The sequence below is a fragment of the Bacillus pumilus genome, from assembly GCF_003431975.1.
GTDB classification, from domain to species: domain Bacteria; phylum Bacillota; class Bacilli; order Bacillales; family Bacillaceae; genus Bacillus; species Bacillus pumilus_N.
This window is the reverse complement of sequence record NZ_CP027116.1, coordinates 3,863,365-3,880,925: the sequence shown is the minus strand read 5'-3', so window position 1 is coordinate 3,880,925 and position 17,561 is coordinate 3,863,365. Positions and strand designations below refer to the sequence as shown.

Here is a 17,561-nt window from a genome sequence, read left to right as displayed (position 1 = left end):
AATCTGTTGAAGAAAAGAGGAAGGGGAGAGCGGCTTGTGGCGGACTGCTACAGAGGGGATAAGCGCGCGACGGAATCGAAGCAGCAATTAAGAAAAGCGTTATTTCAATTATTAAGAGAGAAAGAGTGGGGAAAGATCTCTGTACAGGATTTAACGAAGAGGGCAGGCATCCACCGGACGACCTTTTATCAGCATTATGAGGATAAATTTGATCTTGCCCAGCAGGTAATGGGTGAGATGTTCGATGTGATGAAAGAGACCATTTTTGCTCCTGTATCGGAAGGAGATTGGAAAGAAGGGCATGCAGCTTATGTGTATATTTTTCGATTTTATCAGCATTTGCAGGAACATGAAGAGGAGTATCAAATTCTCTTGAAAAGAGGCCGAGAGCTCAATATTCGTCAAACGGTTCGTGCTTTTTTTGAGGAAAGCTTTTCTTTAGGGGTAGAGGAGGTCGCAGGTTCAAAGCCTGATTCGCAACTCGTTCCTATCGACATGCAGAAGCAATTCGTCATGTCGGCTTATGCTGGAACGGCTGAATGGTGGCTGAGGGCAGGAAGACCTTACTCACCTGATTTTATGGCAAGCTCGATGATTCAGTTGATTGAAAATCAATCGAAATAGAGAATACTCAAAATCGTTGTTTTTACTCAAAATCTCCCTTTTTAACTACTTACGAAGTGATTAAAGCGCTTTTTCTCACATTTAAAACGAACAAAATTTGATTTCGAGATATTAATGTTCGGATTTCACGTTGACTTTTTCGTTTTGCATTGATAAAATAAATGTGTTTGAAAGAGATAACGTTTTGAAAGGTTAACGGAGGTGCACGATATGTCTTCAGTAGTCGTAGTAGGTACGCAGTGGGGTGACGAAGGGAAAGGGAAAATTACCGATTTCCTTTCAGAAAATGCAGAGGTGATTGCCCGTTATCAAGGGGGAAACAATGCAGGTCACACAATCAAATTTGATGGAGTGACTTACAAGCTACACCTCATTCCATCCGGTATTTTTTACAAAGAAAAAACTTGTGTCATCGGTAATGGAATGGTGGTTGATCCTAAAGCGTTGGTCACTGAGCTTGCGTATCTTCACGAACGGAATGTGAGTACAGATAACCTCAGAATCAGCAATAGAGCCCATGTGATTCTGCCTTACCATTTAAAATTGGACGAGGTAGAAGAAGAGCGGAAAGGGGCTAACAAGATCGGTACGACGAAAAAAGGAATCGGACCTGCTTATATGGACAAAGCAGCTCGCGTTGGTATCCGCGTCGCAGATCTATTAGATCGTGAAGTGTTTGAAGAGAAGCTTGCACGTAATCTAGAAGAGAAAAATCGTCTTTTAGAGAAAATGTATGACACAGAAGGCTTCAAGATTGAAGATATTTTAGATGAGTATTATGAATATGGCCAGCAAGTGAAAAAATATGTCGTGGACACATCTGTTGTCTTGAATGACGCACTAGATGAAGGGCGCCGCGTGCTATTTGAAGGAGCACAAGGTGTTATGCTTGATATCGATCAAGGGACATATCCATTTGTTACGTCATCTAACCCAGTGGCTGGGGGAGTGACGATTGGTTCTGGTGTAGGACCGACGAAGATTCAACATGTGGTCGGCGTGTCAAAAGCGTACACAACTCGTGTTGGAGATGGCCCATTCCCGACAGAACTCCATGATGAAATTGGTGATCAAATCCGTGAGGTTGGCCGTGAATACGGTACGACAACTGGACGCCCGCGCCGTGTTGGCTGGTTTGACAGTGTGGTTGTCCGCCATGCTCGCCGTGTGAGCGGGATTACAGATCTATCTCTTAACTCAATTGACGTACTGACAGGGATTGAAACATTGAAAATCTGTGTCGCTTATAAATTGAACGGAGAAATCACAGAAGAATTCCCAGCAAGTCTAAATGAACTTGCGAAATGTGAGCCTGTCTACGAAGAAATGCCGGGATGGACAGAGGATATTACAGGCGTGAAGAATTTAAGCGAACTGCCTGAAAATGCCCGTCATTATTTAGAGCGTATTTCACAATTAACAGGTATTCCACTTTCCATTTTCTCAGTCGGACCAGATCGCTCCCAAACGAACGTTGTCCGCAGCGTGTACCGTCCATAATCATAGACTGATCAAACACCAGTAAAATTGCACATTTTACTGGTGTTTTTTTGTTTAAATATTTCTTAATTTCAGTAGAACAGGCTTCCGGTCATTACCAAAATATGATAACTGTATAGGGGGAAGGAGCGTTCTAGTGAAAGAAAGAATAAGATTATTAGATATTTTAAGAGGTTTCGCCATATTAGGCACATTGGGAACGAACGTCTGGTTTTTTGCGTATGCAGGGGACACCTTTGCGACAGATCAGATTGCAGATGAATATGAGAATGGCAGTTTTTTAGAAAGCCTTGTTTCCATGTTCGTCTATGGGAAAATGCTATCGCTGCTCACGATTATGTTTGGTGTAGGGCTAGAGCTGAAATACCAGCAGGCCAAAAGAAAAAACACGCCTTGGCCAGGTACATATTTATGGATTCTTTTATTTTTATTGATCGAAGGCTTTGTCCATTTTGCACTTGTGATGGAATATGATGTGCTCATGAGCTACGCTGTGACCGGTTTGCTTGTGGCATTTATTGTACGAGGAGGGAATCGGCGCATCAAAAAGGGTATGCTCTTCTCTGGAGTCATTCATTTGATCGTTCTGTCATGTCTGACGGTGTTCGCCCTGTCTGAAATGGAAACAGCATCGTATGATCAAGTTAGTGAACCCGCTCTGGAAGAGCAGCTGCCAGAGACATGGATCTCGCAGGTTCAAGAACGATTACAACACTTTTTCATGTACCGAGAAGAAGCGATCTTCATCATCCCAATGAACACATTTCTGTTCTTATTAGGTGTTCGGATGATGAGAGCTGGTGTATTTTATGAAAATGAACGCGGGCGTTCTCTGCGGAAAACATTATTCCGAATCGGTTTATGGATTGGTCTACCGCTGAATGCACTCGTCTTTGTGCCAAATGAAATAGTGGAATTCGTGGTGCGCTATGCGTTTTCACCATTCCTCTCACTTTTCTATATTGCTGTCATTGCGAAACTTCTGGTACACAGGGAGTCATGGTTTATGTGGAATTGGTTTGAATATGTAGGCAAAATGGCGCTCAGCTGTTACATCCTGCAAAATATCATCTGCTCGGTACTTTTTTATAGCTGGGGATTGGGTCTTGGCGGACAAATCAACGCCCCTCTTATCGTATTGGCATGGCTGCTCATTTCACTTCTGCAAATCGCCATTTCAGCATTTTGTCTAAAGGTTTGGAGAATGGGTCCGGTGGAATATATTCGTTCGCAGGCACTTCGCCGGGTGACGAAGAAAAAAGCAGCATAAAGGGGAATCGTTACATTGTTTTTCAAAAAAAGTACGCAAAGAGAACAAGCGAATGCACATAAAGCAGCTGTGCCGGCATTTATCTTTTATCTTCTCGCATTAGGAGGACATGCACTGTATACGTATTTTCAGGAGGATAAACCACCCGTCACCTTTGTCATTCTCATGTCGGGTCTTCTTGTCTTTTTCGCCGCAGACCGGTTATATAATAAAAGGAATTCATAAAAGAAGCCCTCGTCAGGAGGGCTTCTTTCTTATTTCACGCTTTTATACTGGCCTTTTAAGTTTTTGCGGATGTACTGAATGATTTTGCGCAGTTCGTTGGCATGCGGTCTGCCGAACGGGCTTGTTTGTCTTTGCTGATAGAGGACTTGGCCCTTATCATTTAATAAGAAATAGGCAGGTTCCCCGTGAACTCCGTGATCTTCATAAGGAGCGTCTTCTCCGTGATAGTGGACTTCATATGCTTTTAATGAAGTAAGGTCTTTGTCAGACATGATCGGGAAGGATAGCCCTTCTTTATCTGCAAATTCCTTCAAGTCATCAGAGTTATCCGTTGAAATCGCCATTAAGTGGATATCCTTGTCTTGAAAATATGATTGCTGCTGTTCAAGCTCTTTTAACTCTTCTACACATACTGGGCACCAAGATCCTCTAAAGAAGACGATGAGATGCCAGCTTTGATGCTCCTCTAAATGTTTGTGAAAATCAATATGTTCGCCCTGAATGGTTGGAAGTGAAAAATTGGGCATTTTATCTCCTAATTTGAATGAACTCATACTGCTTCCTCCTTTTTCAATCACAATGTCACTTGTTTCATGTATAACCATTTTCGAGCGGCTTAAAACGTTTCTATGTGCTTGAATAGGCAAGGGTGATGGAAAAGATGCATCAAAATTGAAGGCGGTTGCAAGATTGGAGGCTTTGGCAGGAGATTTCAAATCCGACACTTTTTTTAAAAAAATGTCGAAAAACGTATTGCCATATGTAATTATTCTATGATATTATAAATCTCGTTGTTGCAAAGGTCTCTGAAACTTGTTAGGATGCGATGTTCCAGCTTTTTTAAAGCGATTGGTTTGACGCAATACAACTTCTTCAGAATTACTTTTCACAAACCGAGAGCCATTAGCTCAGTTGGTAGAGCATCTGACTTTTAATCAGAGGGTCGAAGGTTCGAGTCCTTCATGGCTCACCATGTATTGGCCCGTTGGTCAAGCGGTTAAGACACCGCCCTTTCACGGCGGTAACACGGGTTCGAATCCCGTACGGGTCATTGATTTACTTTAGCGTTAAGCTAATTTTTTCCTCACTTGCTTGAAGGAGCACCACGATTGCTTTTTCGGGCAAGTTACTGAGGTCCGGTAGTTCAGTTGGTTAGAATGCCTGCCTGTCACGCAGGAGGTCGCGGGTTCGAGTCCCGTCCGGACCGCCATTTATACATATTCATCTTTTTGATGATGGCTCGGTAGCTCAGTTGGTAGAGCAACGGACTGAAAATCCGTGTGTCGGCGGTTCGATTCCGTCCCGAGCCACTTCCAAACGCATCTGCAATCGCAGGTGCGTTTTTATTTTATGAAAAGAAGGCATAAAAAGGGAGAAGCCGGACCTAGGTAGGGCCCGGCTCCATAAGAAGAAGACGTTACATCTATATAGACGATTGGTGACTGGAAAAGTTTCAATAAAAAAGGAAAAAAGCTAACATTTCTTTGAGACGTGACTTCCTATCCAACGTTTACTAGAAAAGAAAGCCGTTATTGTTTTTATCTTTGCCACGTAAAACGTTATAATAGACAGTGAGCCTTTTTCGCTCCAACGAAAAAGGTCTAATGAGACATGCAAAATGGAATGACATAGATGCTAAAAATGCAGGAGGAAATCACAATGGAAAAAAAGATTCTTGTCGTAGATGATGAAAAACCGATTGCTGATATATTGGAGTTTAACTTAAGAAAAGAGGGCTATGAGGTTCATTGTGCGTATGACGGAAATGAAGCCCTTGATATGGTAGAAGAAATCAAGCCGGACATCATTCTGCTCGACATTATGCTGCCAAACAAAGATGGCGTTGAAGTTTGCCGTGAAGTGAGAAAGAAATATGACATGCCGATTATCATGCTGACAGCAAAAGACTCTGAAATTGATAAAGTCATCGGTCTGGAGCTTGGCGCAGATGATTATGTGACGAAGCCATTCAGCACGCGTGAGCTGCTTGCCCGTGTGAAAGCGAATTTGAGAAGACAAATTGCTACGCCTCAGACAGAGGATGAATCTGAATCAAATGATATTGAAATTGGATCACTCGTCATTTACCCAGATGCTTATGTGGTATCTAAGCGTGAGGAAACGATTGAATTAACGCACCGAGAGTTCGAATTGCTTCATTACTTAGCGAAGCATATTGGACAAGTCATGACACGTGAGCATCTGCTGCAAACCGTTTGGGGCTACGATTACTTCGGGGATGTCCGTACAGTAGACGTCACAGTCCGCCGTCTTCGTGAGAAAATTGAAGACAACCCTAGCCACCCGAGCTGGATCGTGACAAGACGAGGCGTCGGCTACTATTTAAGAAACCCAGAGCAGGACTAAGATTCTTATGAGTAAAGTAGGTTTTTTTCGCTCGATTCATTTCAAATTGACCTTAATTTACGTGCTGCTGATCATCGTCGCCATGCAGATCATTGGTGTGTACTTTGTGAAGCAGCTAGAGCAGTCCTTAATCAATTCATATGATAATTCCTTGAATCAGCGAATCTACTCGTTATCGTATTACCTAGAACAAGATTCATCGAAAAGCAAGGCAGAATTAAAAGAGGATGCTCAAAAGATATTAAACGACTTTAACAACAAAGACGAGTCTAATGAAATTTCTGAAGTCAGCTATATTGACGAAAGCAGAGAGGTGATTGCCTCTGTGAATAATGGCAGTCAGGAGATTGCTGGCAAGAAAATCACAGATCAAATCATTAGCCGGATTTTCGCAGTGGGCAAAGACTATGAAAAGAAATTCTATGACCCAGAATCAAATAAACGGGTGCGTATTTCTGCGACAGCCGTGAAAAATGAAAACCAAGAAACGGTCGGTGTGATTTATGTTGTGTCATCAATGGAGAGCGTGTTTAACCAAATGCGAACCATTAACACCATTTTGGCGACGGGCACACTAATCGCCCTTGGAACGACTGCACTCCTTGGGATCTTCATCTTCAGAACGATCACTCATCCTATTTCAGATATGAGAAAACAGGCGATCGAGCTTGCCAAAGGGAACTTTTCTAGGAAGGTCCGAAAGTATGGACATGACGAGATTGGCCAGCTTGCAACGACCTTTAACCATCTGACGAGAGAGCTGGAGGAAGCGCAGCTCATGACAGAGGGTGAGCGTAAGAAGCTTTCTTCTGTTATTGCCTATATGACGGATGGTGTCATCGCCACGAATCAAAACGGTGCCATTATTCTATTAAACAGCCCGGCACTAGAGCTTTTGAACGTTTCACGTGAAACAGCACTAGAGATGCCGATCACGTCCTTACTGGGCCTTGAGGACACGCATACCTTTGAAGATTTAGTTGAAAATCAAGATTCCATGCTGCTAGAAATCGAACGCGAAGATCAGCTATCTGTTTTACGTGTAAATTTCTCAGTGATTCAGAAAGAGCATGGGAAGATTGATGGTTTAATTGCAGTCATTTATGACGTCACAGAGCAGGAGAAAATTGATGCAGAACGCCGTGAATTCGTTGCAAACGTATCACATGAGCTGCGCACACCGCTGACGACGATGCGAAGCTATCTTGAGGCACTGGCTGAAGGGGCGATTGGTGATAAAGAGCTTGCGCCAAGATTCCTCAGTGTCACACAAAATGAAACAGAGCGCATGATCCGGCTTGTCAATGACCTGCTGCAGCTGTCTAAGTTTGACAGCAAGGATTATCAATTCAACCGTGAATGGACGAATTTTATCAGATTTATCTCATTGGTCATTGATCGTTTTGAAATGACGAAGGAACAGCACGTCGATTTTATCCGAAACCTGCCGCAGCGTGAATTATATGTGGAGATCGATCAAGATAAAATCACACAGGTGCTCGATAATATCATTTCCAATGCCATGAAATACTCTCCAGAGGGTGGACATATCACGTTTACGGTTGATCTGGATGAGGAGAAGGGTCTTGTATTATTCAGCGTCAAAGATGAAGGAATCGGCATTCCGAAGAAGGATATGGATAAAATCTTTGAACGTTTTTATCGAGTGGATAAGGCGAGAACAAGAAAGCTTGGTGGAACCGGCCTAGGCCTTGCGATTGCAAAAGAAATGGTTCAGGCTCATGGCGGAGATATTTGGGCTGACAGCGTTGAAGGAAAAGGAACAACAGTGACCTTTACCCTTCCGTACAATGAAGAACAAGAGGATGATTGGGATGAAGCGTGAGACCTTTAAAACCATAATATTGACAATCCTAATTGCGATCAGTCTTGTATTTACGTGGAATATTTGGATGTTCCAGCCCGTCATGCAGGACCAGGCAGATGCCGGCACAAAGGTCGTGGAAACGAAGAAGATTTCAAGCGACGAGCCTAAAAGCCTCATTGATGTCGTAAAGCCGCGTGAGATGTTCATCCATTCAAATGGGGAGCATTTGAAAGTGGATCAAAAGGAACTCTTTCAAAACTTCTGGAATGACGTGAGCCTTTGGGATGTGAAAGAGATTTCGGATGTGTCAGATCAATATTCCGAGCAGAAATTTAAGAATTTCTTCTATGGAAGCGGAGGGCAAGGGAAGACATTGGATCTTGTGTTCAATGATCCGATTCCGATTGATATTTTCCAAGCCCTGTTTAAATGGCCGAACAAGTCCATTGAATACAACTCGTTTGATCGGATGATTGTGCCGTTCTCCCAGCAGGATAAGGCCAATAAGAAGGTCTATTTGGTTTCATACAGCAAGGAAACGGTGCTTGAGCTGACAATAGAGTCTGCTAACTATCGTAATTTGATGGACAGTATCGCAGCCGCTCAAAACGAGATGCCGCGCTATGATCTCTATACATTTTCAGCGAATTCGAAACGTGATTTCCTTCTTCCGAGAAAGCAAAAGCAGCTTGAAGCGAAAATGTTCTTTATCGAAACGATTAAGACAAGTAAATTCAAGGACGCCTTGTTTACGGACCCGAGTCTTGTCGGTGAGGAGTCTAATTTAAATCGGACGGTGTACACAGATGGCACAAGCCGTCTTGAAGCCAATCAAAAAGACCACCGCATCCAATATCAGCACCGCAATATCAACAGCAGTACCGTCTTCCAAACGGGAGATTTGATTAAGCGAAGTGTGAAATATTTCAATGATACGGGGAGTTTTACCGATGACTATCAATACTTTGGCATCAACAGCAATCAGCAGCTGTCGTTTAATATGTTTATGGATGGCCTGCCGATCGTCAACAGTACAAAGCATCCGTTTGGGATGACCTCTCTTGAAGTACAATGGGCGAATGATGACATTTTGAATTACAAGCGTCCAAACTATATTTTAGGCAACAAAGCGAGTCAGAGTGAACAGGTCAAGCTGATGAATGGGACAGAGCTGAAGGACTTAATCCTCAAGCAGACGAAATATGATGATCTGGAGAAAATTGAGCAAATTTTCCCGGCGTATCAAGCTGCTTCAACCCCATCAGATCAAGATCAAGCGATGTTTGTCTGGCTAGAGCCAGTATGGTGTATGAAATATAACGGCAAAACCGTGATTCTATCGCATGATTTGTTGACAGAGGGGAGCGAGAATCATGGAGTGGAATAAGACCAAAACGATCTTTATCCTAGCCTTTCTCGTTCTCGATATCTTTCTAGGATTTCAATACTTTGAAAAACGGTCAACCGATCATTTTGCGATTATCGAAAAAACGGATACGCTGGAAGAAATGAAGGCAGACGGGATCAAATATGGCAATCTATCAGATGAAGCGAAGATTGGATACCGCATTACAGCTGAAAAGAAGCAATATACGAAAAAGGATGTCGACGAATTAGCTGATCAAAAGGCGAAAAGCACATTCCCGAAAACAGACAAAGATGATCCTGTCACGCTGCTTGAAATGACCTTCAATAAACCAGTGGCCTTGCCGAAAAAAGATATCAAAACAGCGGCGGCAAACCTGGTGAACCAGCGTTTGTTGGATGGGAAGAATTATAAGCTGTGGAGTATTGATGAAGAGTCAGGGAAAATCGTCTTTTTCCAAACGTATAAAGGGAAATACATTTTCCAAGAGGGCCTTGAGGACTCCGAAACCATCGGAAAAATCACCCTAGATCTAAATGATAAAAACGAGGTCGTATCGTATCAGCAGTCAATGGTGACATCGATTAATGAAGTGAGAAAAGAAACCCTTGTTCCAGCACTTGAAACCGTGAAGGACTTATATACGCAAAACATGCTGAGCCAAAACACGACCGTGAAAAAGGTAGAGCTGGGCTACTATACGCAATACCCAGGTGCAAGCACGCAGGTCATGGTGCCTGTATGGCGAGTCGAGCTTGAAGGCGTATCCACTGGTTCAAAGAAAAAGACAGAAGAAGAATATTTGATCAATGCCATTGATGGCTCAACACTTGATCATATAGAGAAAGATGACAAATCTTCAATGGAGTGAGAGAACATGAGCTTGCAGTTCAGTGTACTAGCGAGCGGAAGTACGGGGAATGCTTTTTATTTAGAAACAGACGAGCATGCCTTTTTAGTGGATGCGGGTTTAAGCGGCAAACAAATGGTCGAGCTGCTTGGTCAAATCGACCGCAAGCCTGAAGACTTGGACGGCATTTTTGTGACACACGAGCACTCAGATCATATTAAAGGGCTCGGTGTCATGGCAAGAAAGTACAAGCTTCCTGTCTATGCAAATGCGAAAACATGGCAGGCGATGGAGTCTCATATCGGGAAAATTGACACAGAGCAAAAATTCCATTTTGATATGGAAACCGTTCAATCGTTTGGCGGTCTCGATGTTGAGTCCTTTGGCGTTTCACATGATGCGGCTGAGCCTATGTTTTACGTGTTCCATTATGGCGGGCGTAAACTTGCCCTGATGACGGATACAGGCTATGTGAGTGACCGTATGAAAGGCATCATTCAGTCAGCCAATACATTTGTATTTGAGAGCAATCATGATGTCGGTATGCTGCAAATGGGCAGATACCCGTGGAGCATTAAGCGCAGAATTCTGAGCGATGTCGGGCATGTTTCAAATGAAGATGCCGCTCTTGCGATGACAGATGTGATTGGAGATGCCACCTCACGCATTTACTTGGCTCACTTGAGTCAAGACAACAACATGAAGGATTTAGCCCGTATGGCGGTCCAGCAGACGCTTGAGATGAAAGGCTTTGTTGTCGGGGATGGCTTTGATTTATATGATACGGACCCGAAAAAAGCAACCCCACTTTGCGCCGTATGATTTTTACAATCGGATGATTAAGATAAGAGCTTCTTACCAACACTATATACATCATCTATTCACTGAAAGGAAGGAAACATAGTGGATTATCGCGATGTAGAGTGGAAGCCGAGACGAAGCAGAAAAGGATATTTCCTATCTGGTCTGATCGGTGTATTGGTAGGAGCTTTTTTAATGGGATTCTTTTTTCCTTATGTGTCAGGACAGAGCGGCAGTCCCTTTGGGTGGCAGCAAAACGGAGATGGGCAAGCCATACAAGGCCCTTTAAAGACTGTCAATGTGAACGTCAATGATGCGGTCACGAAAGTCGTGTCTAATATGTCAGATACGGTTGTGGGCGTCATTAACATCCAAAAATCGAGCTTTTGGGAGGAAGGCGGAGAGGCAGGCAGCGGATCAGGTGTGATTTACAAGAAAAAGGGTGACACCTTTTATATTGTGACCAACCACCACGTCATTAAAGGTGCTAACCAGCTTGAAGTGAGCCTTCAGGATGGGACAAGAATTGGTGCCAATCTTGTCGGTAGTGATCAGCTTATGGATTTAGCGGTTCTCACCGTCAAAAGTAATAAGATCAAAAAAACCGCTACATTTGGCAATTCAGATCATGTGAAGCCCGGTGAGCCAGTCATCGCCATTGGAAATCCATTAGGGCTTGAATTCGCAGGCTCTGTCACACAAGGTGTCATTTCAGGAACGGAACGTGCGATTCCTGTAGATTCGAATGGAGACGGACAGGCGGATTGGAATGCGGAGGTACTGCAAACAGATGCCGCCATCAATCCAGGTAACAGCGGTGGAGCCTTAATCAATATGGACGGAAAAGTAATCGGCATCAACTCAATGAAGATTGCTGAATCAGAGGTAGAAGGTATTGGACTGTCTATCCCAGCAAACCTCGTCATCCCTGTCATAGAAGACTTAGAACGCTACGGAGAGGTGAAGCGTCCGTATCTAGGCGTTGGCATGAAATCCTTAGCAGATATTGCGAGCTATCACTGGCAGGAAACGTTGAAGCTGCCGTCTAAAATCACATCAGGAGTTGTCGTGATGAGTGTTGAGCCCTTGTCTCCGGCAGGAAAAGCGGGGCTAAAAGAGCTGGATGTCGTCACCTCCTTTGATGGCAAGAGTGTACAGAATATCGTAGACCTTCGTAAGTATTTATATCAAAAGAAAGTCGGAGACAAGGTAAAAGTGGAGTTTTACCGAAGCGGAAAGAAAAAATCAGTAGAGATCAAACTTTCTCAAACCGACCGATTCGGCGGATGACCAGTTCCTTGATGGGACTGGTTTTTTTTGCATGCTCATCATATGATGGAGAAAAGGAGGCGGTACGATTGGTTACACTACAACCAATGTCACAAGCGGATTACGATGGATTAATGGAGAAGGCCATTCAGCGGTACGCAGAAGAAAAGGTACTCGCAGGGACTTGGGAGAAGGAAGAATCACTTGCAAACGCCGAAGAACAATTTGATCGGCTCCTTCCTGAAGGCCTACAGACAGAGCATCATGAGCTATGGAATTTCTTGAACGGGGAAGAAGCAATTGGCTGGGTATGGCTTTGTTATGACCCGAATCACCCGCAGCACGAAGGTTTTATTTATAACTTTATTTTATTCGAAGCTTATCGAGGAAAAGGCTTTGCAAAACAGGCCATTGCTGCATTAGAGGAACAGGCAAAGTCATTAGGCGTGCAAAAACTCTCACTGCATGTCTTTGCTCACAATCAAATTGCCCGTTCACTGTACGAGAAGACGGGATTTGCAGAAACCGGAATCTATATGAGCAAACCTTTATAACAAAGAAGAAGCACCGTGCGGATGGGACTGACCCCATAAAATGAGACAAATAAAAAACACCTTCAAGTTTCAAAACGGATCGTTGTGATCCGAAATAAAACATGGAGGTGTTTTTTCTATGGGGACAAGAGTGAGTTATCCGGTTGAAGTCAAACAGAAGGCTGTAGAAATGAGATTGGCAGGCGTACCTATGAAAGAAATCTTGCAGGAATTGAATATCAAGAATAAGACGCAGGTTCAGACCTGGATGAGGTGGCATAAGGCTGGGGATACACACCGGTTCGAACAGCCTGTTGGAAAACAATATACCTATGGAAAGGGTCCCGAGTACTCTTCCGAATTAGAGAGACTGCAGGCGGAAAATCGTTATCTGAGCCAACAGAATGAAATTTTAAAAAAGTACAACGAATTGGAAAGGAAGTTGATAAGGAAACGTCAATCAAACTGGTAGAAGAATTTCGCAAAACGATGACGGTACAGGACGTTTGTGTCCATTTAGGCATCTTACGCACTTCGTATTATAGATGGAAAAAGGAGCTGAATCAGAATCAATCTAAAAGACAACTAGAGAAACAGGTCGGCACGTTGTGCCGAAAGCACAAGTATCGATATGGATATCGAAAAATCACAGCCATACTAAAAATGAGAATGCGTATTAACCATAAAACTGTTCAACGTATCATGCAGAAAAACCAGTGGCAATGCCGTGTTAAAATGAAAAAGCGTAAGAAGAATGGGCAGCCCTATGCCGTGGCCGGAAACATACTGGATCGGAACTTTCAGTCTGATCGCCCTCTTGAAAAACTAGTAACGGACATCACGTATTTGCCTTATGGACAGAAACCATTGTACCTTTCCAGTATATTGGATTTGTATAATGGAGAAGTGATTGCTTTTAATATTGGTGATAAGCAGGATACAGACTTTATCTTAAACACACTTGATCAGCTACCAGCATTGCCTAAGAACTGCGTGTTACATAGCGATCAAGGTTCTGTGTATACATCTTACGAGTATCAGAAAGCTGTTCATATAAAAGGCATTACCATGAGTATGTCCCGTAAAGGGACACCCGCTGATAATGCCTCCATCGAATCGTTTCATTCCTCACTAAAGTCTGAAACGTTCTATCTTAACAGGATTGATCGAACTACGACCACCATCGTAGAACGCACTGTCAAAGAATACATTTATTATTATAACAACATTCGTATTCAAACGAAACTAAACAACCAATCACCGATAAACTATCGGCAATTGGCTGTATAAAGGTGTTTTGATCCCTGTCTCAAAAACGGGGGTCAGTCCCGATCGCATGCGGTGCTTTTTTATGAGGAGCTTATGGCATCTTGAGTCGTGACTCTGTATAAATCGACTTTGCATTTCACGAAAGCGCGGATGATCGCAGGGACTTGGGTTTCTGAACGAATCAACAATGAGGTCTCGTTATCACTGATCACAAGATCTGTTCCGACAGTTTGTAAGTACTGCGTGAGAACAGGTTTCACCTCATCATCAATCCACGCATGCTTGAAGGCTGCACGTATGTTTGAGGATGTGATGGTTATCTCTTGAGGATGAGTAGGAGGGGACACTAATTTACCTTCAGAAATGAATGCCGTTTTTGTACAAATACTATTTGTGAACCTAGGGCGGTCAGCGGTTAAAAAGATGGTACTCCCTTCATTTTTCAACGCTTCAATGACTTGCTGAATGTGCAAGATTGAATCTGCGTCAATATTAGCAAAAGGCTCGTCGAGTAAAATAAATTCAGGACGATGGGCGATAGCCTGCGCCATTCCAAGCCGTTTCTTCATACCAGGTGTAAAGGAACCGACCTTTTCCTGATGATAGTGATGTAAATCAACCAATTCGAGCAGTTCTTCATAATCACTCGTTTTCTGGCGCGTCCCGGTGATTTTTGATAAGTAGGCAATATGTTCAAGTGCCGTGAGCCCTTCATATAAATCCGTATATTCAGGCAGAACACCAATATGCTGTCTCACCTTTTTTAATGAAGGCATATTCATCATCGTAAACGTACCAGAGGTTGGCCGGGAAATTCCCGTAATGATATTGAAAAACGTTGTCTTACCAGAATCCTTTGGTCCAATGAGCCCGAAAATATCACCTTGATGAACATCAAGGGTAATGTGATCTATTGCGACTTTTGTACGATATTTTTTGGTGAGGCCGTTTGTATGAAGCATTTAGACATCCCTCCTTTGAAACAGAAGTGCTGTTCCAATGAGTAAGACAACGGTCAAAGCTGTATTCAAGAGTACATAGGTCAGCGGTTCACTCCAGCGAGCATAATAATAAGGCGTCATATATTGGAACCAATGAATCAACCGTTCTGAAGAAAGAATAGATATCATACTGACGATCGGGAAAAGAAAGGAAAACAACATCCCAACAAACATTGACTTTTGCGGTGTTGGAAAGAGCATGGACAAAAATAAAGCACATGAGATACCAACACTGATAAAGGTTAAGATTTTTAACGCATCAGAGAACAGAAAACGATGTGAAATTACCATATTCAGTACGTATGTCGTCATAATACAGCTGAGCCAAAACAGCATCAGTCCAAGATATTTCCCGATAATAATGTTCAAACGAGTCGTTTTACTGACGAGAAAACGAATGGTTTTCAAATGAATTTCTCGGCTCAAAATATCGTGCGACAATAAAAAAATAAGGAAGAAACCAAATACCGACATCACCAGTTCATTCCCAATAGAATAAGGGTCCTTTGCCTGCTCCCATTTGTCCTGATGAGTAGCAATAAACGGTAGAGTTGAAACAAAAGTAGATAAAATGAAAATAATAACAGTTGTTAAAATGGATTTTGTACTTTTGAAGAGCTGCTTAAACTCATTCATACATATGGTCCACACAAGCTGTACCTCCCTTCATCTTTATTATACCGCTAGAACAGAAAGACACCATATCTCACTCTTTAACATTTGTTTAAATTTTATAAAAAGAAGGCTCTTCCAGTATCAGTTGACTCATTTTTGAAAATGTTCAGAAAAATATCTTGATTTATCAAAAAACATCATGTATGATAGCTTTAATTCAAGATAGATAAACAGGCAATGACGAGAGAAAGTACAATCATCAATTTTTTCACAGAGAGCTTCGGCAGCTGAAAAGAAGCAAAAATAATGATTAGAAAAATGGTCTCTGAGCCTCGTGCTGAACATATCTATGATATTAGTAGGTGACGACGAGAGTTGGTACTCGTTATCAAAACCACAGTATATGAGCCAGATTGGAGCTTTGTACTTGTAGAGGCTGTTTAGCGCAAGCAAACAGTAAATAAAGGTGGTACCACGAGACAAATACCTCGTCCTTATGATTCAAAGATAAGGATGGGGTATTTTTTATTGTCCACTTTTTTCATACAAATGTTCAAATGTTCCACGTGAAACACCACATCCATTTTTTCAAATGAAAGGGAGATTGACATGAGTGAACATGCATTGGTTTTACAATCAGATTTCGGCATTGATGATGGGGCAGTCAGCGCAATGTACGGAGTGGCAAATACGGTAAGCAGCAATATCCGCCTTTTTGATTTAACACACAATATTCCGCAGTATGACATTTGGGAGGCATCTTATCGCCTGCTCCAAACCGTCACATACTGGCCAGAAGAGACGGTATTCGTATCCGTCGTTGACCCGGGAGTTGGGTCAGAGAGAAAAAGTCTTGTCGTCAAAACCACAAGCTCGCACTACATCATTACTCCAGATAACGGGACACTTACACACGTCGCGCAGGATATTGGCATAGTGGAAGCCCGTTATTTAGATGAAACCATTAACCGGCTGCCGAAGTCGGGAAAATCACATACATTCCATGGGAGAGACATTTATGCGTATACAGGGGCGAGAATCGCTTCAGGAGTGATTTCTTTTGAAGAGGTTGGACCAAAGGCGAATATTGATGAAATTATTCACCTTCCAGTCGTACAGGCTTATGCGAAAGAAGAAGTGATCACAGGAACGATTGATATTTTAGACGTGAGGTTCGGAAACCTATGGACAAACATTCATCACACGTTATTTGAACAACTTTCAATTAATTACGGTGATGCAATAGAAGTTACCATTGCCAACGGGCCGAAAAATGTGTATAAAAATATCATGACCTATGGACGATCTTTTGCCGATTTAAAGGTAGGCGAACCACTCGTATATGTCAATTCACTCGACCATTTAGGCGTGGCGATCAATCAAGGGTCATTTGCAAAGGCTTATAACATCGGTACAGGCACAGGCTGGCGCCTTTCGATTCGCAAAGCTCCGCGCATTATATACGAATAAGAGGAGGATACATCATGGCAGGTAAACAACTTTCAACGAAAACTGTCGTTGCCATCGGAATTGGCGCAGCCGTCTTTGTCATTTTAGGACGCTTCGTCTCCATTCCAACTGGGATTCCGAATACACAAATTGAGACATCGTATGCATTCCTTGCATTAATGGCTGTGCTATTTGGTCCTGTTGCAGGCGCATTGATTGGATTTATTGGTCATCTCATTAAGGATGCGACCACATTCGGCCCTTGGTGGAGCTGGATTATCGTTTCAGGTGTTGTTGGGTTATTGATCGGCTTCATTTCGAACCGTTTAAAAGTAGAAGAAGGCGACTTTGGCTGGAAAAAAATCACGCTCTTCAATGTAGTGCAAATCAGTGTGCAGGCAATTGGCTGGTTTGTTATTGCACCATTACTCGATATCGCAATTTATGCTGAGCCAGCAAAAAAGGTATTTTTTCAAGGCTTTACCGCAGGAATCTCAAACATCATCACAGTCGGTGTACTAGGAACCATCATCATTGCGGCTTATGCGAAAACAAGAAGCAAAAGCGGCAGCCTATCGAAGGAAACATCATGAA

General features: G+C 42.8%; 17 protein-coding genes, 4 tRNA genes and 1 other annotated feature. Of the genes, 18 read left to right on the top strand and 3 right to left on the bottom strand.

The window, feature by feature from the left end; genetic code table 11:
* Positions 1–6 precede the first annotated feature (6 nt).
* From C5695_RS20060 to C5695_RS20045, 4 genes are all read left to right on the top strand, one after another.
* Positions 7–624 (top strand): TetR/AcrR family transcriptional regulator, encoded by a 618-nt coding sequence (locus tag C5695_RS20060; protein ID WP_233230768.1) that lies wholly within the window; start codon positions 7–9, stop codon positions 622–624.
* 210 nt (positions 625–834) lie between these two features.
* Positions 835–2,124, top strand: a complete 1,290-nt coding sequence (locus tag C5695_RS20055) for an adenylosuccinate synthase (protein ID WP_117732860.1) — start codon at positions 835–837, stop codon at positions 2,122–2,124.
* A 136-nt stretch (positions 2,125–2,260) separates the two neighbouring features.
* Complete coding sequence (locus C5695_RS20050) at positions 2,261–3,394, top strand: DUF418 domain-containing protein (protein ID WP_117732858.1); 1,134 nt, start codon at positions 2,261–2,263, stop codon at positions 3,392–3,394.
* A 15-nt stretch (positions 3,395–3,409) separates the two neighbouring features.
* Positions 3,410–3,619: a hypothetical protein gene (locus C5695_RS20045; RefSeq protein ID WP_117732856.1), complete on the top strand. Its 210-nt coding sequence runs from the start codon at positions 3,410–3,412 to the stop codon at positions 3,617–3,619.
* 29 nt (positions 3,620–3,648) lie between these two features.
* On the opposite strand, the gene C5695_RS20040 is transcribed toward C5695_RS20045, so the two are convergent.
* A complete protein-coding gene (locus C5695_RS20040) occupies positions 3,649–4,173 on the bottom strand; it encodes a peroxiredoxin family protein (RefSeq protein ID WP_117733225.1) in 525 nt (174 codons plus the stop codon).
* Positions 4,174–4,516: 343 nt separating this feature from the next.
* Here C5695_RS20040 and C5695_RS20035 point away from each other — a divergent pair.
* From C5695_RS20035 to C5695_RS19980, 12 genes are all read left to right on the top strand, one after another.
* Positions 4,517–4,592, top strand: a tRNA-Lys gene (locus tag C5695_RS20035).
* Between the two features lie 6 nt (positions 4,593–4,598).
* Positions 4,599–4,670, top strand: a tRNA-Glu gene (locus tag C5695_RS20030).
* A gap of 82 nt (positions 4,671–4,752) precedes the next feature.
* Positions 4,753–4,829: transfer RNA gene (locus C5695_RS20025), tRNA-Asp, on the top strand.
* Between the two features lie 27 nt (positions 4,830–4,856).
* Positions 4,857–4,929: transfer RNA gene (locus C5695_RS20020), tRNA-Phe, on the top strand.
* A 349-nt stretch (positions 4,930–5,278) separates the two neighbouring features.
* Positions 5,279–5,986 carry a response regulator YycF gene (yycF, locus tag C5695_RS20015; RefSeq protein WP_117732854.1) on the top strand — a complete coding sequence of 236 codons (708 nt, stop codon included), beginning with the start codon at positions 5,279–5,281 and terminating at the stop codon, positions 5,984–5,986.
* Between the two features lie 7 nt (positions 5,987–5,993).
* On the top strand, positions 5,994–7,832 hold the full coding sequence (gene walK / locus C5695_RS20010; protein ID WP_117732852.1) for a cell wall metabolism sensor histidine kinase WalK: 1,839 nt from the start codon (positions 5,994–5,996) through the stop codon (positions 7,830–7,832).
* Positions 7,822–9,201, top strand: coding sequence for a two-component system activity regulator YycH (yycH, locus tag C5695_RS20005; RefSeq protein ID WP_117732850.1), 1,380 nt, complete (start codon positions 7,822–7,824; stop codon positions 9,199–9,201). Before walK ends, yycH begins: the two co-directional genes overlap by 11 nt.
* Positions 9,188–10,051 carry a two-component system regulatory protein YycI gene (locus C5695_RS20000; protein WP_117732848.1) on the top strand — a complete coding sequence of 288 codons (864 nt, stop codon included), beginning with the start codon at positions 9,188–9,190 and terminating at the stop codon, positions 10,049–10,051. The genes yycH and C5695_RS20000 overlap by 14 nt, the downstream gene beginning before the upstream one ends.
* Before the next feature lie 6 nt (positions 10,052–10,057).
* Positions 10,058–10,852, top strand: a complete 795-nt coding sequence (locus C5695_RS19995) for an MBL fold metallo-hydrolase (RefSeq protein WP_117732846.1) — start codon at positions 10,058–10,060, stop codon at positions 10,850–10,852.
* 78 nt (positions 10,853–10,930) lie between these two features.
* Positions 10,931–12,121: a S1C family serine protease gene (locus tag C5695_RS19990; RefSeq protein WP_410369208.1), complete on the top strand. Its 1,191-nt coding sequence runs from the start codon at positions 10,931–10,933 to the stop codon at positions 12,119–12,121.
* A gap of 68 nt (positions 12,122–12,189) precedes the next feature.
* Positions 12,190–12,654, top strand: coding sequence for a GNAT family N-acetyltransferase (locus tag C5695_RS19985; protein ID WP_117732842.1), 465 nt, complete (start codon positions 12,190–12,192; stop codon positions 12,652–12,654).
* A gap of 118 nt (positions 12,655–12,772) precedes the next feature.
* A protein-coding gene (locus tag C5695_RS19980; RefSeq protein WP_117730376.1) for an IS3 family transposase occupies positions 12,773–13,923 on the top strand; the annotation gives its coding sequence in 2 pieces (ribosomal slippage) (positions 12,773–13,046 and positions 13,046–13,923; 1,152 coding nt in all).
* Between the two features lie 59 nt (positions 13,924–13,982).
* Here C5695_RS19980 and C5695_RS19975 read toward each other — a convergent pair.
* Together C5695_RS19975 and C5695_RS19970 are read right to left on the bottom strand one after the other, a co-directional pair.
* Complete coding sequence (locus C5695_RS19975; protein ID WP_117732840.1) at positions 13,983–14,864, bottom strand: ABC transporter ATP-binding protein; 882 nt, start codon at positions 14,862–14,864, stop codon at positions 13,983–13,985.
* A complete protein-coding gene (locus C5695_RS19970; RefSeq protein WP_117732838.1) occupies positions 14,865–15,554 on the bottom strand; it encodes an ABC transporter permease subunit in 690 nt (229 codons plus the stop codon).
* Positions 15,555–15,746: 192 nt separating this feature from the next.
* Positions 15,747–16,017, top strand: a binding site (T-box leader).
* A gap of 110 nt (positions 16,018–16,127) precedes the next feature.
* Between C5695_RS19970 and C5695_RS19965 the strand changes: the two genes are divergently transcribed.
* Both C5695_RS19965 and C5695_RS19960 read left to right on the top strand, forming a co-directional pair.
* Positions 16,128–16,988, top strand: a complete 861-nt coding sequence (locus C5695_RS19965) for an SAM hydrolase/SAM-dependent halogenase family protein (RefSeq protein WP_117732836.1) — start codon at positions 16,128–16,130, stop codon at positions 16,986–16,988.
* Positions 16,989–17,002: 14 nt separating this feature from the next.
* Positions 17,003–17,560 (top strand): ECF-type riboflavin transporter substrate-binding protein, encoded by a 558-nt coding sequence (locus C5695_RS19960; protein ID WP_117732834.1) that lies wholly within the window; start codon positions 17,003–17,005, stop codon positions 17,558–17,560.
* Position 17,561 lies beyond the last annotated feature (1 nt).